Annotated in this window: 12 protein-coding genes and 2 pseudogenes; 9 read left to right on the plus strand and 5 right to left on the minus strand. The window is 71.8% G+C overall.

Features of this window, described 5'->3' with window-relative positions; all coding sequences use genetic code 11:
* Positions 1 to 71: 71 nt before the first annotated feature.
* Together BLV72_RS01220 and BLV72_RS01225 are read right to left on the minus strand one after the other, a co-directional pair.
* Positions 72 to 1,034 (minus strand): electron transfer flavoprotein subunit alpha/FixB family protein, encoded by a 963-nt coding sequence (locus BLV72_RS01220; protein ID WP_093460011.1) that lies wholly within the window; start codon positions 1,032 to 1,034, stop codon positions 72 to 74.
* A gap of 13 nt (positions 1,035 to 1,047) precedes the next feature.
* Complete coding sequence (locus BLV72_RS01225) at positions 1,048 to 1,845, minus strand: electron transfer flavoprotein subunit beta/FixA family protein (protein WP_093459667.1); 798 nt, start codon at positions 1,843 to 1,845, stop codon at positions 1,048 to 1,050.
* 562 nt (positions 1,846 to 2,407) lie between these two features.
* Here BLV72_RS01225 and BLV72_RS01230 point away from each other — a divergent pair.
* From BLV72_RS01230 to BLV72_RS01240, 3 genes are all read left to right on the plus strand, one after another.
* Positions 2,408 to 3,625, plus strand: a complete 1,218-nt coding sequence (locus BLV72_RS01230; RefSeq protein ID WP_093459668.1) for a CaiB/BaiF CoA transferase family protein — start codon at positions 2,408 to 2,410, stop codon at positions 3,623 to 3,625.
* 11 nt (positions 3,626 to 3,636) lie between these two features.
* The gene (locus BLV72_RS01235; RefSeq protein ID WP_093459670.1) at positions 3,637 to 4,803 is read left to right on the plus strand and encodes an acyl-CoA dehydrogenase family protein; all 1,167 of its coding nucleotides are present in this window, start codon (positions 3,637 to 3,639) and stop codon (positions 4,801 to 4,803) included.
* 203 nt (positions 4,804 to 5,006) lie between these two features.
* The gene (locus BLV72_RS01240; protein ID WP_167746232.1) at positions 5,007 to 5,906 is read left to right on the plus strand and encodes a glycoside hydrolase family 16 protein; all 900 of its coding nucleotides are present in this window, start codon (positions 5,007 to 5,009) and stop codon (positions 5,904 to 5,906) included.
* Positions 5,907 to 6,320: 414 nt separating this feature from the next.
* Here the strand turns inward: BLV72_RS01240 and aguA are convergent, their stop codons facing one another.
* Both aguA and BLV72_RS01250 read right to left on the minus strand, forming a co-directional pair.
* Positions 6,321 to 7,451: an agmatine deiminase gene (aguA, locus tag BLV72_RS01245; protein WP_093459673.1), complete on the minus strand. Its 1,131-nt coding sequence runs from the start codon at positions 7,449 to 7,451 to the stop codon at positions 6,321 to 6,323.
* A complete protein-coding gene (locus BLV72_RS01250; RefSeq protein ID WP_093459674.1) occupies positions 7,448 to 8,179 on the minus strand; it encodes a VC0807 family protein in 732 nt (243 codons plus the stop codon). The genes aguA and BLV72_RS01250 overlap by 4 nt, the downstream gene beginning before the upstream one ends.
* Positions 8,180 to 8,287: 108 nt before the next feature.
* Here BLV72_RS01250 and BLV72_RS01255 point away from each other — a divergent pair, with 108 nt between their 5' ends.
* The 3 genes from BLV72_RS01255 (at position 8,288) to BLV72_RS01260 (ending at position 10,408) form a co-directional block, all read left to right on the plus strand.
* Positions 8,288 to 8,896 (plus strand): TetR/AcrR family transcriptional regulator, encoded by a 609-nt coding sequence (locus BLV72_RS01255; RefSeq protein WP_093459676.1) that lies wholly within the window; start codon positions 8,288 to 8,290, stop codon positions 8,894 to 8,896.
* Positions 8,897 to 9,119: 223 nt separating this feature from the next.
* A complete protein-coding gene (locus BLV72_RS47650) occupies positions 9,120 to 9,281 on the plus strand; it encodes a hypothetical protein (protein ID WP_167746233.1) in 162 nt (53 codons plus the stop codon).
* A 164-nt stretch (positions 9,282 to 9,445) separates the two neighbouring features.
* A complete protein-coding gene (locus BLV72_RS01260; RefSeq protein ID WP_093459677.1) occupies positions 9,446 to 10,408 on the plus strand; it encodes an amidohydrolase family protein in 963 nt (320 codons plus the stop codon).
* Positions 10,409 to 10,510: 102 nt separating this feature from the next.
* Here BLV72_RS01260 and BLV72_RS01265 read toward each other — a convergent pair whose 3' ends face one another.
* Positions 10,511 to 11,206, minus strand: a complete 696-nt coding sequence (locus tag BLV72_RS01265) for a TetR/AcrR family transcriptional regulator (protein ID WP_093459679.1) — start codon at positions 11,204 to 11,206, stop codon at positions 10,511 to 10,513.
* Positions 11,207 to 11,340: 134 nt separating this feature from the next.
* On the opposite strand from BLV72_RS01265, the gene BLV72_RS01270 reads away from it, so the two are divergent.
* The 3 genes and pseudogenes from BLV72_RS01270 to BLV72_RS49240 form a co-directional block, all read left to right on the plus strand.
* Positions 11,341 to 11,952, plus strand: a complete 612-nt coding sequence (locus BLV72_RS01270; RefSeq protein WP_167746234.1) for an NAD(P)-dependent oxidoreductase — start codon at positions 11,341 to 11,343, stop codon at positions 11,950 to 11,952.
* A gap of 106 nt (positions 11,953 to 12,058) precedes the next feature.
* Positions 12,059 to 12,433: pseudogene (locus BLV72_RS01275) on the plus strand (Rrf2 family transcriptional regulator); the annotation flags it as partial.
* A gap of 532 nt (positions 12,434 to 12,965) precedes the next feature.
* Positions 12,966 to 19,759 (plus strand): annotated as a pseudogene (locus BLV72_RS49240) (amino acid adenylation domain-containing protein); the annotation flags it as partial.
* Between the last annotated feature and the right edge of the window lie 12 nt (positions 19,760 to 19,771).

The following is a 19,771-nucleotide window of genomic DNA, read 5'->3' on the forward strand; positions in this document are numbered from 1 at the left end:
CGGCCCACCTATGTGGCCGAGGGAACGGCGCGCGGCACACGCGCCGGGGACGGAGCTCGTCGGGGAGTGACTCAGCCCTTGCGGGCGTTGATCTCCTCGGTGAGCTGGGGGACGACCTGCAAGAGGTCGCCGACCACACCGAAGTCGGCCAGGTCGAAGATCGGTGCGTCCGGATCCTTGTTCACCGCGACGATCGTCTTCGACGTCTGCATGCCCGCCCGGTGCTGGATGGCGCCGGAGATGCCGTTGGCGATGTAGAGCTGCGGGGAGACGCTCTTGCCGGTCTGCCCGACCTGATGGGAGTGCGGGTACCAGCCGGCGTCCACCGCCGCCCGCGAGGCACCCACCGCGGCGCCGAGGGAGTCGGCGAGCGCCTCGATGACGTGGAAATTCACTGCGTCACCCAGGCCGCGCCCACCCGAGACCACGATCGCTGCCTCGGTCAGCTCCGGGCGCCCCGTCGACTCCCGCGCGGTACGGGCTGTGACCCTGCTGCCCGTGGCCGACTCGCCGAAGCTGACGGCGAGGGGCTCGACCGCGCCCGCGGCCGGCGCCGCCTCCGCGGCCGCCGAGTTCGGCTTGACCGTGATGACCGGTGCGCCCTTGGTGACGCGGGAAGTGAGGGTGAAGGCCGCCGCGAACGCCGACTGGGTGGCCACCAGGCCGTCGTCGCCGGGCCGTACGTCGATGGCGTCGGTGACGATCCCGGAGCCGATACGGAGCGCGAGGCGGGCGGCGATCTCGTTGCCCTCTCCGGACGACGGCATCAGCACCGCCGCCGGGGACACCCGCTCGTAGGCGGCCTGCAGGGCGTCCACCTTCGGCACGACGAGGTAGTCGGCGAACTCGGGGGCATCCGTCACGAGCACCCTCACCACGCCGTGTTCGGCCAAGGCGACCGCGGTGTCCTGAGCGCCGGGACCGAGCGCGAGCGCGACCGGGTCACCGAGGCGACGGGCCAGCGCCAGCAACTCCAGGGTGGGCTTGCGGACCGCGCCGTCCACATGGTCGACGTAAACGAGCACTTCAGTCATGACCATGCCCTCCTCAGATGAACTTCCTGCTCGCCAGGAACTCGGCCAGCCGCTTTCCCCCCACGCCACCGTCCTCGACCACGGTCCCGGCCGAACGCGCCGGACGCTCCGCCGCCGAGTCCACCGTCGTCCAGGCCCCGCTCAGGCCCACCGCATCCGCAGCGATGCCCAGATCCGACAGACCCCAGGATTCGACCGGCTTCTTCTTCGCCGCCATGATGCCCTTGAACGACGGGTAGCGGACCTCACCCGACTGATCCGTCACCGAGGCCACCGCCGGCAGCGAGGACTCCAGCCACTCGGAGGCGGTGTCACCGTCCCGGCGGCCCCTGATCGTGCCGTCCTCGACCGAGATCTCGGACAGCAGCGTCATCTGCGGCACCCGCAGGCGTTCGGCCAGCAGCGCCGGCACCACGCCCATCGCGCCGTCCGTGGCCGCCATTCCGGAGACCACCAGGTCGTATCCGGCCGTCTCGATCGCCTTCGCCAGGACCAGTGAGGTGCCGATCACGTCCGTGCCGTGCAGCGCCTCGTCCTCCACATGGATGGCCCTGTCGGCACCCATCGCCAGCGCCTTGCGCAGCGCGTCCTCCGCGTCCCGCGGCCCCACCGTGACCACCGTGATCTCGGCGTCGTCACCGTTCTGGCCCCGGCTTTCGGCGATCCGCAGCGCCTGTTCCACCGCGTACTCGTCCAGCTCCGACAGCAGCCCGTCCGCGTCGTCCCGGTCGACGGTCAGGTCATCGGCGAAGCGCCGGTCGGCTGCGGCGTCAGGCACATACTTCACGGTAACGACAATGCGGAAACTCATTGCGCTTCTCCTGAGCGGGGGTGTGCGGGTCGCGGCGACCGGCGGGGAACAGCGGGTGACGGGCGAGTTCGAGGAGTGGCCGGTCGATCGTGCGGTCCGGTGCGCCGTTCATGCCCCGTCCTCGGGCAGGCCGACACCGGCCGCGGTGAGGGCGCGCTCGTCCCGCACCGGGGCCACCTGGGTCCGTCCCGGCATACGGTCGGCTGCTGCGTGGACAAGTGCGTGGAGTGTGGATCGCTCGTGCTCATCGGCTCGTTCCTTCGTTGCGTCCCCGCGGCGCTCTTCGCGGCGTTCCGGCGTCTGCCCGCCGGGCCTGCGCCGAGCGGTCCTCCGCAAGACGGCTCCCTGCCGGCCTCGCGTGTACCGTTCGCCATCGGCAATATTTGTCCGTATGAATCTGCGGCTCAGTCTGTGAGGCCACATCTTTCCTGTCAACCGTTGTGCTGCTGGAAAATTGGGAAGCCGCAGACAGTCGGGGTTGACCGCGCTCGCAGGTTGACCGTACAAATTATTGGCATTGGGTGCGCTCCGGCGGACCCCGCCCACCTCAGGGAAGGAAGCCATGGCATCCCTCGCCCGGTCCTCGGAGAGCTCAGGGAGCGGTCTGCCCCTTGAGGGCATCACCGTCGTCAGCCTCGAGCAGGCCGTCGCCGCCCCGTTCGCCACCCGGCAGCTGGCGGATCTCGGCGCGCGGGTCATCAAGGTCGAACGGCCGGGGGGCGGCGACTTCGCCCGGCGTTACGACGAATCCGTGCGCGGGCAGGCGAGCTACTTCGTCTGGCTCAACAGGTCCAAGGAGTCCGTGAGCCTGGACATCAAGTCCGAGGCCGGACGGAAAATCCTCGACGACCTGCTCGACGGGGCGGATGTGTTCGTCCAGAATCTCGCGCCCGGCGCGGCCGCCCGGCTGGGGCTGGACGCGGACTCCCTGAGGCGGGTGCACACGTCGCTGGTGGTGTGTGACATCTCCGGCTACGGCAGCAGCGGCTCCTGGGCCGGCCGAAAGGCGTACGACCTGCTCATCCAGTGTGAGACGGGACTGGTCTCGCTCACCGGCAGCGAATCGGAGCCGGCCAAGGTGGGCATCTCGATCGCCGACATCGCGGCCGGGATGTACGCCTACTCCGGGATTCTGTCCGCGCTGTACACCCGGGCCACGATGGGCCGGGTGCCCGCCGTCGAGGTGTGTCTGTTCGACGCCCTCGCCGAGTGGATGGGCCAGCCCGCCTACTACACCCGCTACGGGGGGAAGCAGCCGCAGCGGGTCGGTGCGCAGCACGCGACGATCGCGCCGTACGGCCCCTTCACCGCCGCGGACGGCAGGACGGTGCTGCTGTCGGTGCAGAATGAGCGCGAATGGTCGTCCCTGTGCCGCCACTTCCTCGGCGACGCGTCACTCGCCGAGGACCCTCGGTTCGCCACCGGCTCGCTGCGTGTCGCCCACCGCGAGGAGCTGAACAGCGTCGTCGCCGGGCGGTTCGCCCAACTCGACGGTGAGCGGGCGATGGAGCTGCTCGACGAGGCGGCGATCGCCAATGCGGGCCTCAACACGGTCGAGCAGTTCCTCGACCACCCCGTGCTGTCCGAGCGGGACCGCTGGCGGACGGTCGGGATTCCGGGCGGAACCGTCGAAGCCCTGCTCCCACCGGCGACTCTCACCGGGGTCGCCCCCCGCATGGGGCCCGTACCGGCGGCCGGACAGCACACCGCGTCCATCCTCGCAGCCCTGGGCCGCAGTGAGAGCGACATCGACAAGCTCCGCGCCGACGGCGTGATTTGAATCGGGGGAACATGAGCACCCTGGACATCCTCGGCGACGAAGAGCGCATGATCGTGCAGACCGTAGGGGATTTCGTCGACCAGGAGGCCAAGCCGGTCGTCCACGAACTGGAGCGGACGAACACCTATCCCGACAAGCTCATCGAGCAGATGAAGGAGCTGGGCATCTTCGGGCTGGCGATCCCCGAAGAGTATGGCGGCACTCCGGTCTCCACCCCCTGCTATGTGCTGATCACCGAGGAGCTGGCGCGGGGGTGGATGAGCCTGGCCGGCGCGATGGGCGGGCACACCGTGGTCGCCAAGCTGGTGCTGCTCTTCGGCACCGAGGAGCAGAAGCGCCACTATCTCCCCCGCATGGCCACCGGCGAGGTCCGTGCGACGATGGCCCTCACCGAGCCCGGTGGCGGCTCCGATCTGCAAGCCCTGACGACCACCGCCCGCCGTGACGGGGACGGATACGTGGTCAACGGCACCAAGACGTGGATCACCAACTCGCGCCGGTCGCGGCTCATCGCGCTGTTGTGCAAGACGGACCCGGCGGCGGAGCCGCGGCACCAGGGCATCTCGATCCTGCTGGTCGAGCACGGACCCGGCCTGTACGTCTCCCGGGATCTGCCCAAGCTCGGATACAAGGGGGTCGAAAGCTGTGAGATCTCCTTCGACGACTTCCGCGCCCCCGCCCACGCCGTGCTCGGAGGCCAGGAGGGCAAGGGGTTCCCGCAGATGATGAAGGGGCTGGAGACCGGTCGGATCCAAGTGGCCGCACGGGCACTGGGAGTTGCGCGGGCAGCACTGGAAGACGCCCTGAACTACGCCCGGGAGCGGGAGAGTTTCGGCAAGCCGATCTGGCGGCACCAGTCCGTCGGCAACTACCTGGCGGACATGGCGACCAAGCTCAGCGCGGCCCGGCAACTGACGTTGCACGCGGCACGTGAGGCCGACGCCGGACGGCGGGTCGATATGGAGGCGGGCATGGCGAAGCTGTTCGCCTCCGAGGTGGCCATGGAGATCGCGCTCAACGCGGTGCGGGTGCACGGGGGTTACGGATACTCCACGGAGTACGACGTCGAGCGCTACTTCCGTGACGCTCCGCTGATGATTGTCGGAGAGGGCACCAACGAGATCCAGCGTGGTGTGATCGCCTCCCAGTTGATGTCCCGCGGTGGTCTCGACGCGTGAGGCGGGTAAAGTTGCCGCGTCATGGTCGGGGGCGGGACCGGGGTCGGGTACGCCACCGTGCACTCACCCCGGTTGGGCCGCCGCCGGCTGCCGCCATGACGGCCCCGCCGTCCCACCAGCCGAGATCCTCTCAGCCACCATCCGCGGACTGGCTGTTGTGCCGGCCCGCACACCAACGGGAACCCCCACACCCGAGGAGAGCCATGAACCTCCGGACCCCACGCACCGGCCGCAAGTTAGCGGTGACAGCCGTTGTGGCGGCTTTCGTCGTCTGCACCGCCCCCGCAAGTGCGGCACCACTCGTCGTCGAGAACTGGACCGGTGACTCCCCCTACCTCTCCAGCACGGGTGCGCCGGGCGGCAGCCCCGAACCGGTCTCCCATACCGGGGCCGAGGACGGCAAGGCGCTGCGCATGCGGCTCAACCCCAAGCCGGCAGCGGGCCCCGGGGGCGGAGTGGAGATCGCGAGTAACGACGAGAGCTACGGATACGGAACCTACGGCACCCGTATCCGCACGGCGGACTGTACGGGCCAGGGGCGCGTCGGGGTGGTCACGGGAACGTTCACCTATGCCTCGGACCATTCCGACGCCAATGGCAACGGCGTGCCCGACAACGACGAGATCGACGTCGAAGTCCTGTGCGCCCAGCCCCACGTGCTGTGGCTGACGATCTGGACCGACTACAGCGAATCGACCGGGAAGGTACGGAAGATCTCCCGGGCGATCGACATGCGCACCGGGAAAGTCCTGTACAACTGCTTCGTCACCCAGCTCGGCGGGGAGTGCACGGACCCCAAGGAGGGCGAGAACAGCCCGGAAAGCGTCACACCGATCGAAGGGTTCAATTCGGCGACCCAGTTCCACACGTACATGTTCGACTGGCAGCCCGGTTCGGTGACCTTCTGGACGTACAACGACGACGGCACCAAGAACATTCTGTGGGACTACCGGGGCCCGACGAACCGCATCCCTCGCAAGCCGTCGGCCTTCATGCAGAACGTCTGGCACACGAACTCCTGGGACCCGCTGGACGGCCCCGCTCATGAGCAGCCGCAGTCTGCCACGACCGCCTACATCGACTCGACAACCCTGCCGCGCTGATGCTCCCCCTGGATGCGCGCCCGTGCGGCGCGCATCCACGTGCGGGGCGGACACTCATGTGCGGGGTCGTCCTCCGGGAGAGGCGGCGGAAGGAGCTGTCCTGCGGCCCGTCCGGGGCCAGGGACAGGTGTTCGGGGTGGGCCACGCCACGGTGGCCCCTTTCCCACGGTCGGCCCGGGGCCCCTCGGCCAGCAGAACCGACAGCGTGTACCAGGAGCCGTCCGGGCGCTGTACCCGGTTCAGGTTCGGACAGTGGTGGCGGGACGCGTGGCCCGGGGTGCCGGCGTCCTGGTGTGCCGACCCGTGATCGCGCTCGAAGCCGTCCGGTCCGGCGCGCGAGGCGACGTGCGCCCCACGCTGACTCGGTCACCGGTCAGCGTGTTCGACGGGATTCGGGGCGTATGAACGGTTCGATCATGGGCGCCGCCCGACTCCACTGCCAGGACCCGTCGCGGCCGCACCGCTGCTCGGTATCTGCTGGGTGGCGCAGTGGATGTTGCCGCCGCCGAGGAGGAGTTCGCGGGTGGGGAGGCCGACGATCGTGTGGTGCGGGTGGATCCTGGCGAGGCGGGTGAGGGCTTCGTCGTCGTGTTCGGGGTCGAGCAGCGGGACGAAGAGGTGGTCTTGCGTGGCGTAGAAGTTGGTGTAGGAGGCGGCGAGCCGGGGGTGTGGCACGGTGCCGGTGGCCGGGATGCCGTGACGGTCGATGCCTCGAAGCTCGGCCTCGGTGGCGTACAGCGGGCCGGGCAGCGGCAGTTTCTCCACCCGGAGGGTACGGCCTCTGGCGTCCTGGACGTCTCTCAGGTCTTCCAGGGCGCGTGCGCTGCGCTCGTACTGGGGGTCGCTCGTGTCGTCGGTCCAGGTCAGACAGACCACCCCGGGGGCGGCGAAGCACGCCATGTTGTCCACGTGGCCCCGTGTCCCGTCGTGGGCGAGGCCCCACTCGATCCACACGGTGCGCCTCACTCCGAGGTAGGCGGCCATGAGGTGATGCATGGCGGTGCGTGAGGGGGCGTCGTTGCGGGCGGGGTCGAGCAGGGTCTCGGCCGTGACGAGGGCGGTTCCCTGCCCGTCGACGTGGAAGGAGCCGCCCTCCAGCACGAGCGGGGCGCGGTAGCGGTCGGTGGCGGTGAGGTCGAGCACCCTTTGGGCGTACTGGTCGTCGGCGGCCCAGTACGGGTAGCGGTCGCCGTAGCCGTTGAAGACGAAGTCCACGCCGCGGCGCCGCCCGGTGCCGTCGACCACGAAGGTGGGGGCGATGTCCCGGGCCCAGCCCAGCCAACTGGTCGTCTCCACCACGCGGACGCGGGAGTCGAGGCGGGAGCGGGCGTGTGCGTACTGGTCGCCGGTGACCGTGACGGTGACTGCCTCCCCGGTGTCCGCGACGGCGTTGGCGAGGGCGGCGAGGGCGCGCTGGGCGGGGCGGGCTCCTTCGCGCCAGACGTAACCGTTCTGCGGCCACGCCATCAAGCATCCGTCGTGCGGTTCCCATTCCGCCGGCATGCGGAAGCCGTCCGCGGCGGGCGTGCTGTCCACGGTCCTCATCGCGCACCTCCGCGATGGCGTTCGAGGACGGAGGCGACCGACGGCGGCGCGGGCTCGGGGTCCTGCGTCCGCGGAGGCACTTGGGCGGTGAGACGGGTGCGCGCGTTCCTGCGGTGGCGGATCATCCACACGACGAGCGGGATGAGGACGGCGAATTCCAGCGGTGGCGTGAGGGAGGCGGCTGTGGACACCGGCAGGGTCAGCACGAGCAGCACACGCGCCACGGCCTCTGCCAGGAGTCCGGCACCGCACACCAGCGTCTCCGTGCGGTGCGCGCGGAGCAGGATCGGCTCGTGCGACGGTTGACCGTGCAGCTTGCCGGCCAGATAGGCGGTGGCGGGGGTGGCGGTGAGGCAGCTGGTGAGGAACACGAGTCCGGCGAGGGCACTGACCAGGGGGTCACGCAGGAGCAGCGGCCGGGGTTCGGAGGTCACGGCGGCGAAGGCGGCCGAGAATCCGTACATGAGGAGCATGGCGAGGGCCAGGCCGTCGGCACGCCGGTCGTGCAGGACGGTGGCGGCGAGCCAGAGGGCCGCGACGCCGGTCGCGGTCAGGAGCGCGGGGAGTGTGGCCAGGCCCGCGAGGAGGCAGCCGTAGTACGCGAGGGGCGAGATGCCCAGGTCGACGGCCAGGCGGGCCAGGCGGCCGAGGTGGCGCGAACGCGCGGGCGCCGACGGCCGGGCCGACTGCGGTACTGAAGGTGAAGAGGTCGGCTCCGACGGGTCCATGGCTTCTCCTTGATCCTGATCACCGGGACGGCGTGCTGCGGCATCAGCCGTTTTTTTAGCACCTTCGTGCCAAATAAAACCGTAGCACGGTCGTGCTATAAAAGCCGGATGCCGAAGATGGTCGATCCCGAGCAGCGCCGCCGCGACGTCGTGGACGCCGTCTTCCGGGTCGTGGCCCGCGGCGGCATTCAGCAGGCCACACTCCGGAACGTCGCCGCCGAGGCCGGCCTCGCCGTCGGGTCCGTACGGCACTACTTCGCCAGCCACCGCGAGCTCCTGATGGCCGCGGCCCGCGAGATGGTGCGCCGCGTGGACGTCCGAGTGGCGGCCCAGCGGGAGCGGCGGCACCCCGGGGACGATCCGTACCTGGTGGCGCAGGAGGTGGCGGGTCAGTTCCTGCCGCTCGACGCGGCGCGCGCCGACGAGACCGCGGTCTGGCTGGACTTCCTCGCGGCTGCCCGCACCGATCCCGCCCTGGGCGAGATCGCCGCCGAGCTCCACGACGGGCTGCGGGACGTCGCCGGACGTCTGCTGCACCGTCTGGGCGTGGACGATCCGGTGGCGGCGGAGCATCTCGCCGCACTACTCGACGGACTCGCCCTTGGCGCGACGCTCCACCCCGACCGCATGAGTCAGGACACCATCCGGGCCGTCCTGCACCGGCACCTGACCCAACTGCCCGGTGCGGCATACGAGTCCGAGCACCCGGACGTATAGGTGCACGCGCGGCAGGCACCGGGAGCCTTCCGCGCGGCCCAAACGCGACGGCGCTCAGGAACGGCACCCCCGACCCGCCTGTCCGTTGGACCGGAGTCCGCCAACTGCCAGTAAGTGCGATACCGGTGGACGGCGGCGGCAGAGGAACAGTGGGGGGTCGTGGTAGTGGCGCACCCGCTGCCGCAGGGTCCGTCGGTCCCGTCTCCCGCCAGCCGGTGTCCCCGTGAAACGTCTGTTGCGCGGAGACGCCCAGCGCTCCGTGGTCGATCCCGGCAGCGTCGACAGACCCGAACTCATCGACTGGTACGCCCACATCGGCGCCGCCCACCGCATGCGCGACGGCACCGTTGCCGGCTCCGTCGCGTCCCGGTCACCGAACGGCTGACCGGGCGGCACCGCCCCCGGCAGCGGGCCGGGCCGTCCGGAATCCGTCGGGCGGGGGCGGACACGTCTCGCCCCCGCCCGGCAGGCAGCCGGTCCTCGGGCTCTTTCCGCCGCCGCCGGCCACCGGCACACCACCACAAGGACATGTGACGAAGGAGTCCCGCCATGACCTACATCGCGCTGGAAGAAGCCTTCACCATCCCGGAGCTGTTCGCGCGACAGCCCTCCACGCCCCAGAAGATCCAGGTCAGCAACGAGTACGCCAAGGACTGCCGACGCCGCCTGGCGGACTTCGAGGAGTACCGTCTTCCCGAGATGGACGCGCACGGCATCGACATCCAGGTCCTGTCGCTGAGCGTCCCCGGCATCCAGGCCGACACCGACGCCGGCGCCGCCGTCGACAACGCCCGGTTCGCCAACGATCACCTGGCCCGGACCATCGCCCGCCACCCGACCCGCTTCAAGGGGTTCGCCGCCCTGCCGCTGCAGGACCCCGCCGCCGCCGTGATCGAACTCGAACGTTGCGTCGAACAGCTCGGCTTCAGGGGAGCGCTGGTCAACGACCACACGCAGGGCCGGTACCTGGACCATCCCGCGTACGGGGATCTGTGGAGCGCACTGGAGGAACTCCGTGTGCCGTTGTACCTCCACCCCGGCTCACTGCCCCGCGATGACTGGCACGTGATGCGCGGACGGCCGGAGATGTACGGGGCCAGCTGGAGTTGGCAGGCCGAGACCGGCGGCCACGCCATGCGGCTGATCTATGCCGGAGTGTTCGACCGGCACCCCGGTGCGACCCTGATCCTCGGGCACCTCGGCGAGTTCCTGCCGTTCCAGCGCTCCCGTTTCGACTCGCGCTACCGCTCGCTCCAGGTCGACGCGCCGCTTGAGCGGATGCCGTCGCAGTACTTCGGGAGCAACATCCTGATCACCACAAGCGGGGTACTGGCCCCGGAGGCCGTGCAGGCCGCCGTGCTGAGCATCGGGGCCGAAGCGGTCATGTTCGCGATCGACTACCCGTACGAGTCCACCGGCGAAGCGGTGGACTCGATCGAGAAGTGCGACCTTTCACCCGAGGTGAAGGAGAAAATCGCCCATCTGAACGCCCGGCGCGTGCTGGGCATCTGACAGGCGGACACATGGCCGCCCCACCGGCCACCGGCCACCGGCGCGGCGCCACGTCCGCTCGCAGGAGGCAGAAGCAGGTCGCCCATGCCGATGCCACGGCCCTTACGTACCTCGGAGACCGGCAGGCCCGGACGCCCCCTCACCCTGGGGCAGGAGGGCTTCGATCTCGGCCGCCGGCCGGCCGGTGTGCAAGCTGAGCAGGTCGGTGATCAGACCGTCCAAGGGCGGCCAGGGGATGGTGCCGTGGTCGTTGTAGAGGCTGACCAGACCGTGCAGGGCGGTCCAGAGCATGAGTCCGGCCTGCCACTGCTGATCCGCCGTGCACCGCTTCCGCTCCCCGGTCGTGGCAGCCGCCAGGGAGGCGACGACGGCGCCGAGCAGCTCGGCCCCGGCGCCGTGGGCCGTCCCAGGGACGAGGTCGGAAGGCATCCGGCCGCCGAAGAGAGTGCGGTAGTGGCCGCGCTGGTCGACTCCCCAGTGCACATAGGCCGCGCACCGGGCGACGAGGTCGGCCAGTGGGCTCGCGGCGGGCTGCGCGGCCTCGTCCATCAGCCGGGCCAGTTCCTCGTAGCGCAGCCGCAGCACGTGCTGGATCAGTGCGCTCAGGTCGGGGAAGTGGCTGTAGATGCTGGCCGGCGCCACCCCGACCTCACGCGCGACCTGCCGGAGTGTCAGCGTCTCCGGTTGATCGAGAGTGGCCAGCAGCTTGGCCGCGGCCTCCACAAGCTGGGCCTTGAGCACCTGTCCCTGCCCGCGCGGATTGCGGCGACGGGGAGCGGACCACTTCTGAGACGACACCTTCGCTCCCTTCCGGCCAGGGTGAACGGTTCAGCAACAGGTGTTCACCTTACAGGTCGCCTCACTTTGACACCGGTAACCAACAGTTGTTTACTTAACTCACCAACGGTTGTTCAGTCAGGGAGTGGATGATCATGCGCATCGCAGTACTCGGAGCGTCGGGCCGGACCGGCGGCACGCTCGTCGACCAGGCGCTGGAGCGCGGACACGAGGTCGTGGCCCTGGCCCGCACGTCGGCCAAGGTCACCGTGCCCGCGCCGCGGCAGGTCGAGATCCGGCAGGCTGACGTCACCGCCCCGCAGAGCTTTCCCGACCTGACCGACGTCGACGTGGTCGTCTCGGCCATCGGCATCGGCAAGGGCGACGGCCCGGGCGCGCTGGTCGCCGGGGCCAGGAGGCTCGCCGCGGCGAATGTCCGCACGGTATGGCTCGGGGCGCTGGGCTCGGGCGTGTCGAGCCGGTCCGGCGGCCTGATCTACGCGGGCGTGATGCGGGTGTTCGTCGGATCGGAACTGGCCGAGAAGGCCGAGGCCGACGAGATCGCCCTGAAGGCCGGCGCCACGGTGTTCCACGCTCCGGACGTCACGGACGGCCGCCTCAGCCCCACCCGCCGCATCGTGCCGCTGGCGGAGCTGCGGCGCCCGCTGCTGCCGCCCAGGATCTCCCGCACCACGCTGGCCGCGCTGCTGCTGGACGAAGCGGAGACGGGCCGGCACGACACCGGCGTCCTCGTGCCCCTCAGCTGACCGTCGGCCGACGTGGCAGCCCCGGTGTCACGGGGCGCGAGCAGGTTTCCCGCCGGCGACCGTGACCGCGGTCGCGCAGCCGGCCGCCTCGCGTGAGTAACCAAACCAGAGCCGGGGCCATGAGGTCGCCACCTCCGAGCAGATCGCGACCAGCGCGAACACCAACCCCGTGGTGATCAGGCGGCTGCTCGGCGAGCTGCGCAGGGCCGGGCTCGTGGAGTCCCGGCGGGGCGTGGGCGCGGGCTGGTCGCTGGCGCGCGAGCTGGGGTCGATGACCCTGCTCGACGTGTACGAGGCAGTGGAACCCGGCCCGCTGTTCGCGATGCACCGCACCACCCCGGACCAGGGATGCGTGGTGGGTTACGGCATCCAGCCGGCGATGCAGGGCATCTACGAGGGCATCGAGGAGACCCTGAGACGCGAGCTGGCCCGCGTCACGCTCGCGAACGTACTCCGGGACGTACTCGCGGCGCCTCGCTAGCCTCCCCGTTGCGCCGGACGCGGCCCGTGCGGCCGCTCAGGACCAGGCGGAGCGCGAACGCGCGGCCGTCGCGGCCTCCGAGGCGGTTCGTCGGCCGCCATGTGAGGACTGCGGGCAGGAGTGGGCGGCCCGGCTGTGTGGGGCGTGCGGCTACCGGCGCCGGGCCGAGCCCCCGACACCCAGTCCGTCCTCGCCCTCAGGTGGCCTCCTCGAACCGATGAGGCCGGTAAGGGTTTCTCGTCGGCGAGAGGAATGGATCGGCCATAGGCGTGACTTTTTGGTCGAGTTCCCGGCGAGGAAGGTAAAGCAGCCTAGGGTGCGGCTGAAATTCCTCCTTCCGTCTCGTAGGACTCTCTCCACCTGCGTCTTTGTCTTTCCCTGATCAATCGTGAGATCCCTCACATTGCCATTGCTTTACTCGTTCATTGCTTTCCGTGTTTCGATGGTGTGCATCGTTTCCTGATCGACACGGACACATCGGACGGCAGTCGTCGGCATACCACCGACGGGACGGATGGGGACGCTCACTCACATGCCTGACAACCGTGCTGAACTGCCGCTCACCGACGCGCAGCTGGGGGTATGGCTTGCCGAACGCGGGGGGTTCGGCGAGCCGGGCGCGTACCAGTGGGCGGAGTACCTCGAGCTGGACGGCCCGGTCGCCGTCGACCTGCTGGCGAGGGCGGTCGCCAGGACGGCCGCCGACTGCGAGGCGGTGAACGTCCGTATCCAAGCGGCCGGTTCGGCGGCCCCCGCGCAGTGGCTCGTCGCCGATGCCGAGCACGTCGTCGAGACGGTCGACCTGCGCAAGACGCCCGACCCGGACGCCGCGGCGCTGACGTGGATGCGGGCGGCCATGGCCGAGGCGGGAGGCTGCGACGCGGGGCCGCTGTTCTTCGGCGCGGTGCTGCGCGTGAGCGACGACCGCACCCTGCTGTTCCACCGGGTCCATCACATCGCCCTCGACGGGGCGGGCATGGCCCTGTTCGCCGAACGGGCCGCTGAGGTCTACACCCATCTGTACGAGGGCAGCGCGGTGCCACCAAGCGGCTGGAGCGGGCTTCGGGCGCTGATCGACGCCGAGAGGGCATACCGCGGTTCCGCCGAGCACGACGCGGACGGCGACCGATGGAGGGAGCGGTTGGCGGGCCGGTCGCACTTCCCGACGCTCGGTGCGGGTCCGGCGGCGGCGTCGGACCGGTCGCTGCGCACCAGCAGGGTGGTGCCGGCGGCGGAGTTCATCGAGCTGAGGGACGGCGCGCGGCGGCTCGGGCACCGCTGGACCCGGCTGTTCACCGCGGCCACCGCGATCCAGTTGCACGCGATGACCGGTGACCGGGACGTCGTGCTGAGCCTGCCGGTCGCCGGCCGGTCCGCCGAACTCGTCCGCCTCGTCCCGGCGATGACGGCCAACGTCCTGCCGCTGCGGCTCCGCGTCGACCCGGGCGCGTCCGTCGGCCGCCTGCTCGAGGAAGTGGCCGAAGAACTGCGGGCGGTACGCCGGCACCAGCGTTACCGGGGCGAGCGCCTGCGCCGGGAGGTGGGTCCTTCCGACGACGGCCGCAGGTTCTTCGGGCCGGTCCTCAACATCCAGCGGTTCGACCGGCCGCTGCGCTTCGGTCCGCTCACCGCGACCGTCCGCAACCTCCAGGCGCCGCCGTCCGAGGACCTCTCATTCTTCGCGCACGACCGCGGTGACGGCGACCTGCGCCTCGACTTCGACGCCAACCCCGCCAACCACGGCGAGGACCTCCTGCGAGGCGTCGCCGACCGCTTCCCGCACGTGCTGAGGCAGGTGGCGCGGGCCGAACGCGACACGCCCCTGGCGCGAGTGGCGACCACCACCACGGGGGAGCGCCGCCGTCTGGCCGCCCTGGGCACGGGCGCGCCCACCTCGGCCGCACCCGCCGACACCGCCGCCGACAGGTTCGCGGACCAGGTACGCCGTACCCCGGATAGCTTCGCGGTGCGCTGCGCCGGAACGGGTGAGCGCCTGACCTACCGCGAACTGGACGGGCGTGCCGCTGCGTTGGCCGGTGCGCTGGTCGCCGCCGGTGCGGGGCCGGAGCGCACTGTCGCGCTGCTTCTGGAGCGCTCGGTGGACCTGGTCGTCGCCGCTGTCGCGGTGGTGCGGGCGGGCGCGGCGTACGTACCCCTGCACCGGGACGACGCGTCGCCCCGGCAGGAGACCGTCCTGTCCGACGCGGACGCGTGGCTGCTGGTCACCGACCGGCACACCGGGGGTGACGGCATCGTGACCTACGCCCGCGACCGCGGTCTGCGCCTGCTGGACGTGCGAGCCCACTCCGACGCGGCCGCCGATGATGCGCCCGCCGGGGCCGGGGCGTCACCGGACGCTCTCGCCTGCGTGATGTTCACGTCCGGTTCCACGGGCCGGCCCAAAGGGGTCGGCATCACCCAGGGCGCCCTGGCCGGGCTCGCCGCCGACCGCTGGTGGTCCGAGGGCGGCGCGGAAAAGGTCCTGCTGCACTCGCCGCACGCCTTCGACGCGTTCAACCTGGAGCTGTGGGTGCCGCTCCTGACCGGCGGCGAGGTGGTCGTCGCCGCGCCGGGACACCTCGGCCCGGCCGAACTGGCCCGGACCGTGGCGGAGACCGGCGTGACCGGGCTGTGGCTGACCGCGGGACTCTTCCACGCCATCGCCGCCGAGGACCCGGCCTGCCTGACCGGTGTTCGCCAGGTGTGGACCGGAGGGGACGTGGTGTCCCCGGACGCCGTCCGCGCGGTGCGCCGGGCGCTGCCGCAACTCACCGTCGTCAACGGCTACGGGCCCACCGAGACCACGGTCTTCGCGACCCGGTACGCGGTCCCGCAACTGCCTGCGGACGCCGTGTCCGTCCCCATCGGCGGCCCGCTGGACGGCAAGCGGGTGCTGCTCCTCGACGACGCGTTGCGGCCCGTGCCGCCGGGGTCGGTGGGGGAGCTGTACCTCGGGGGAGCGGGGGTGGCGCGCGGTTATGTCGGGCGCGCGGGCGCGACCGCGGAGCGCTTCGTCCCCGACCCGTCGGGGCCGCCGGGGGCGCGCGTCTACCGCACGGGCGACCTGGCCCGGTGGAGCGCGGACGGTCGGCTGGAGTTCGCCGGTCGTGCCGACGGACAGGTCAAGCTGCGCGGTCACCGGATCGAGACGGGCGAGATCGACGCCGTGCTACGAGCCGACCCGCGGGTCGGGCAAACCGCGACCGTCGCTCAGGAGCGCCCGGGAGGGCGGCGGCTCGTCTCCTACGTGACCGCGTCCGGCGGTGCGGCCGACGGCCTCGACACGGCGGCGCTGCTGGACCGGGCGCGGGACCGGCTGCCCGCTTACATGCTGCCGGCCGCGGTGGTGGCCGTGGACCGGCTGCCCCTGACCCGCAACGGCAAACTGGACCGGGCCGCGCTGCCCGCGCTCGAGTCCGCGGTCGCCGCCCCCAGCGCCGGAAGCGGCGCGGCCCCGCGCACGCCCGCCGAGAAACTGCTCGCCGGGCTGGTGGGCGAGCAGCTCGGCGTGCCGGACGTCCCCCTCGACCAGGACTTCTTCCGGCTCGGCGGGGACAGCATCCAGGCGATCCAACTCGCGGCGGCGGCGCAGCGCGCCGGTCTGGCGATCACCACCCCGGATGTCTTCCGCACCCCCACCGTCGCCGGACTCGCCGCCGCACTCGCGGACGACAGGCTCCCCGCGCGCCGGATCGCGCTGGACGACGCGGACGACTCCGCGGTGCCGCTGACGCCCGTCATGCACTGGCTGCGCGAACGCGGCGGCACACTCCACGGGTTCGTCCAGTCCCTGACGGTGCGCACCCCGGTGGGCATCACCGAGGAGCAGGTCCGCGCGGTGGTGCAGGCCCTCGTCGACCACCACCCCATGCTGCGGCTCTCCCTGACCGTCACGGGCCCGATCTGGTCGCTGGAGGTGCTGCCCACCGTGCCGGTCGAGCTGAACCGGCCGGGCCCGCCGACCGACCCGGAGAGCGGCCGGATGGTGCACGCGCGCTGGTCGGACCCCGGGCCCGGGACGGCGGGCGCTCTGACCCTCACAGTGCACCATCTCGCGGTCGACGGCGTCTCCTGGCGCATCCTCCGGGATGACCTCGACACCGCCTGGGACGCGGTACGCCGCGGCCGGACCCCGACGCTGCAACCGACCGGGACCGCCTTCGCGCAGTGGGCGAAGGCGCTGGTGGGGTACGCCCATCACCCGGCCGTGCTGCACGCGTTCCCCCACCAGCGGCCGGAGCCCGTGGAACCACCGGTCGCCGCGCGCCCCCTGGATCCCGCGTCGGACACCGAGGACACCCGGCGCCGCCACACCGCCACCCTGCCCGGCGCGCTCACCGCGCGTCTGCTGAGCGACGCGACCGCGGCATTCGACTGCTCGGTGCAGGACCTGCTGCTCACCGCGTTCGCCCTGGCCGCCGCCGACTGGCGGGGCGGCCCGGACGCGCTTTCGGTGGACCTGGAGGGCCACGGACGTGAGGAGTTCGCGGACAACCTCGACCTGTCCCGTACCGTCGGCTGGTTCACCACCCTGTGTCCCGTGGTACTCGACCCCGGCTGTTCCTGGGCCGAGGCGCGGACCGACCCGATCGCCCTGGACGGCGCGGTCGCCCAGGTGCGCTCCCGCACCCGTGATTCCGGCCGCGCGGGACTGACCCGCGGTCTGCTGCGCCATCTCAACCCGCAGAGCGCTCCCGCCCTCGCCTCCCGCCCCACGCCGCAGTTCGCCTTCAACTACCTGGGCCGCTTCGGCGTCGGCGGCGAAGGCCCCTGGTCGGTGCTGGCCGACGTGGCCGCCGCCGGGACCCCCTCCGATGACGGCCTGACCACCGGCGCCGGGCCGGCCATGAGCCACGCCGTCGAGCTGGACACGGTGATCACCGACCGCCCGGAGGGCCCCGAACTGGTCGCCCACTGGTCCTGGCCCGGCGGTCTGCTCGACGCGACGCGTGTCGCCGCCCTGGCCGAGCGGTGGTTCGACGTCCTGGGCGCGCTGGTCGACCGGGCCCGGTCCCGCGCCACCGGCGAACTGCCGCTGCCGCCGCTGGCCCAGGGCCTGCTCTTCCACTCGCTCTACGACCACGACGGGGTGGACCCCTACCTCGTCCAGTTCGTCTTCGACCTCGACGGGACACTGGACGCCGACGCGTTGCGGGACGCGCTGCACCGCCTGCTGCGCCGCCACCCGCAGCTCTCCGCCGGTGTCCGGCCCGGTGCGTCGGGCCGGCCCGTCCAGGTGGTGGTGCCGGGCTCCGCCGTGGAGTGGCACGAGAGGCCCGCGCCGGAGGACCTGGAGGACTTCCTCGCCGCCGACCGCCGACGCCGCTTCGACCTCGCCGACCCCCCACTGATGCGCGCCGCGCTGCTGCGCGGGTCCGCCGACCGGCACACCTTCGTCCTGACCACCCACCATCTCCTGGTCGACGGCTGGTCCATGCCGATCGTCGTCCACGAACTGTTCTCGCTCTACGCCGGTCACCCGCTGCCGCCCGCCACGCCGTACCGCGACTTCCTCGACTGGCTGGCCACCAGGGACGCCCGCGCGGACGAATCGGCCTGGCGCTCGCTGCTGGCGTCCGTGGACGGCCCGACCCTGGTCGGCGGCCCCGGCCGGCGCGGCGCCACCGGGGCACGTGGCCGCACGACCGTCGAGCTGGACCCCGGGTGCACCGCCCGCGTCGAGGCCCTGGCGCGGGAAGGCGGCCTGACGACCAGCATCGTCGTGCGACTGGCCTGGGCGGTCCTGCTCGGCGCCCTGACCGGCCGGGACGACGTGGTGTTCGGCGCCACGGTCTCCGGCCGGCCGGCCGAACTGCCCGGCGCGGCGCGGATCGTCGGCCTGCTGATCAACACCGTGCCGGTCCGGGTCCGCCTCGACCCACGCCGGCCGGTCGCCGACTGCCTGGCGGACCTGCGGGCCCAGCAACTGTCCATGCTCGACCACCAGCACGCCGACCTGACGACCCTGCAGACGGTCACCGGGCACGCCGAACTCTTCGACACGGTCGTCGTCTTCGAGAACTATCCGGTCGACGACGGGGAACTGGCCACCCTGGTACCCGGCCTGAAGCTGCGGGAGGTCCAGGGCCGCGACGGCACCCACTACCCGCTGACCCTGATCGCCGTGCCCGGCGACCGGCTGCGGCTCCAACTCGACCACAGCACCGACGTGTTCGACGCCGACGCGGCCGGCCGTCTGCTCGACCGCCTGTGCGCCGTCCTCGACCGGATGGCCGACGACCCGGCGGCACCACTGGGACGCCTCGACCTGCTGCTGCCGGACGAGCGCGCCGACCTCGAAGCCCCCGCCCCCGCCCCGGACCGGGACACCGGGCCGGCCACGCTGACCGCCCTGTTCGCCGCGCAGGTGCGCCGTCGGCCGACAGCCCCGGCCCTCACCCACGGCGGCACCACCCTGCCCTACGCGGAGCTCGACGCGCGCGCCAACCGTCTCGCCCACCTCCTGATCGAACGCGGCGCCGGACCGGAGCGCCTGGTCGGCCTGGTGCTGGAGCGTTCGGCGGACCTCGTCGTCGCGATCCTGGCGGTGCTGAAGTCGGGCGCGGGCTATCTGCCCCTGGACCCGGCGTACCCCGAGGAGCGCATCCGGGGGGTGCTCGCGGAAGCCGGCCCCGTGCTCGTCGTCACGGGCGTCCCGCTGCCGGTCCCGCACCCGCAGATCCTCCTCCACGGCCCCGACACGGCCGCCACCCACCCGGCGCACCCGCCCGCCGTGACCGTGGACCCCGAGGCGGTCGCCTACGTCATCTACACCTCCGGTTCCACCGGCCGGCCCAAGGGTGTCCTGGTCACCCACCGCAATGTCGTACGGCTGCTGGCCGTGACCGACGAGCGGTTCCGGTTCGACGCCGACGTACACGCCCTGTTCCACTCCTACGCCTTCGACGTCTCCGTCTGGGAGATGTGGACGGCTCTCGGCCGCGGCGGGCGGCTGGTGGTGGTGCCGGAGGACGTGGCCCGCTCGCCCAGGGACCTCCTGGCGCTGCTGCGCCGGGAGCGAGTCACCGCCCTGAACCAGACTCCCTCGGCCTTCTACCAGCTCCTGCGGGCCGAGGCGGAGGCCGGCGCGGACGCCCTGCCCGACCTGCGGGTGATCGTATGCGCGGGGGAGGCGCTGGAACCGTCCCGCCTCCGCTCCTGGCACGGCCCGGGCCGGCCCGCCCTGGTGAACATGTACGGGATCACCGAGACCACCGTCCACGCGACGTACACCGAGCTGACCGACCCGAAGAGACCGCGAGCGTCGTCGGCACGGCGCTGCCCGACCTCCGCCTGCGGCTGCTGGACCACGCGCTACGACCGGTGCCGCCGGGCTGC

The sequence above is a fragment of the Streptomyces melanosporofaciens genome, from assembly GCF_900105695.1.
GTDB lineage: Bacteria > Actinomycetota > Actinomycetes > Streptomycetales > Streptomycetaceae > Streptomyces > Streptomyces antimycoticus.

Coding starts and splice junctions, on each gene's coding strand:
- BLV72_RS01220 (WP_093460011.1), bottom strand. CDS start 1,034: ATGACTGAAGTGCTCGTTTACGTCGACCATGTGGACGGCGCGGTCCGC.
- BLV72_RS01225 (WP_093459667.1), bottom strand. CDS start 1,845: ATGAGTTTCCGCATTGTCGTTACCGTGAAGTATGTGCCTGACGCCGCA.
- BLV72_RS01230 (WP_093459668.1), top strand. CDS start 2,408: ATGGCATCCCTCGCCCGGTCCTCGGAGAGCTCAGGGAGCGGTCTGCCC.
- BLV72_RS01235 (WP_093459670.1), top strand. CDS start 3,637: ATGAGCACCCTGGACATCCTCGGCGACGAAGAGCGCATGATCGTGCAG.
- BLV72_RS01240 (WP_167746232.1), top strand. CDS start 5,007: ATGAACCTCCGGACCCCACGCACCGGCCGCAAGTTAGCGGTGACAGCC.
- aguA (WP_093459673.1), bottom strand. CDS start 7,451: ATGAGGACCGTGGACAGCACGCCCGCCGCGGACGGCTTCCGCATGCCG.
- BLV72_RS01250 (WP_093459674.1), bottom strand. CDS start 8,179: ATGGACCCGTCGGAGCCGACCTCTTCACCTTCAGTACCGCAGTCGGCC.
- BLV72_RS01255 (WP_093459676.1), top strand. CDS start 8,288: ATGCCGAAGATGGTCGATCCCGAGCAGCGCCGCCGCGACGTCGTGGAC.
- BLV72_RS01260 (WP_093459677.1), top strand. CDS start 9,446: ATGACCTACATCGCGCTGGAAGAAGCCTTCACCATCCCGGAGCTGTTC.
- BLV72_RS01270 (WP_167746234.1), top strand. CDS start 11,341: ATGCGCATCGCAGTACTCGGAGCGTCGGGCCGGACCGGCGGCACGCTC.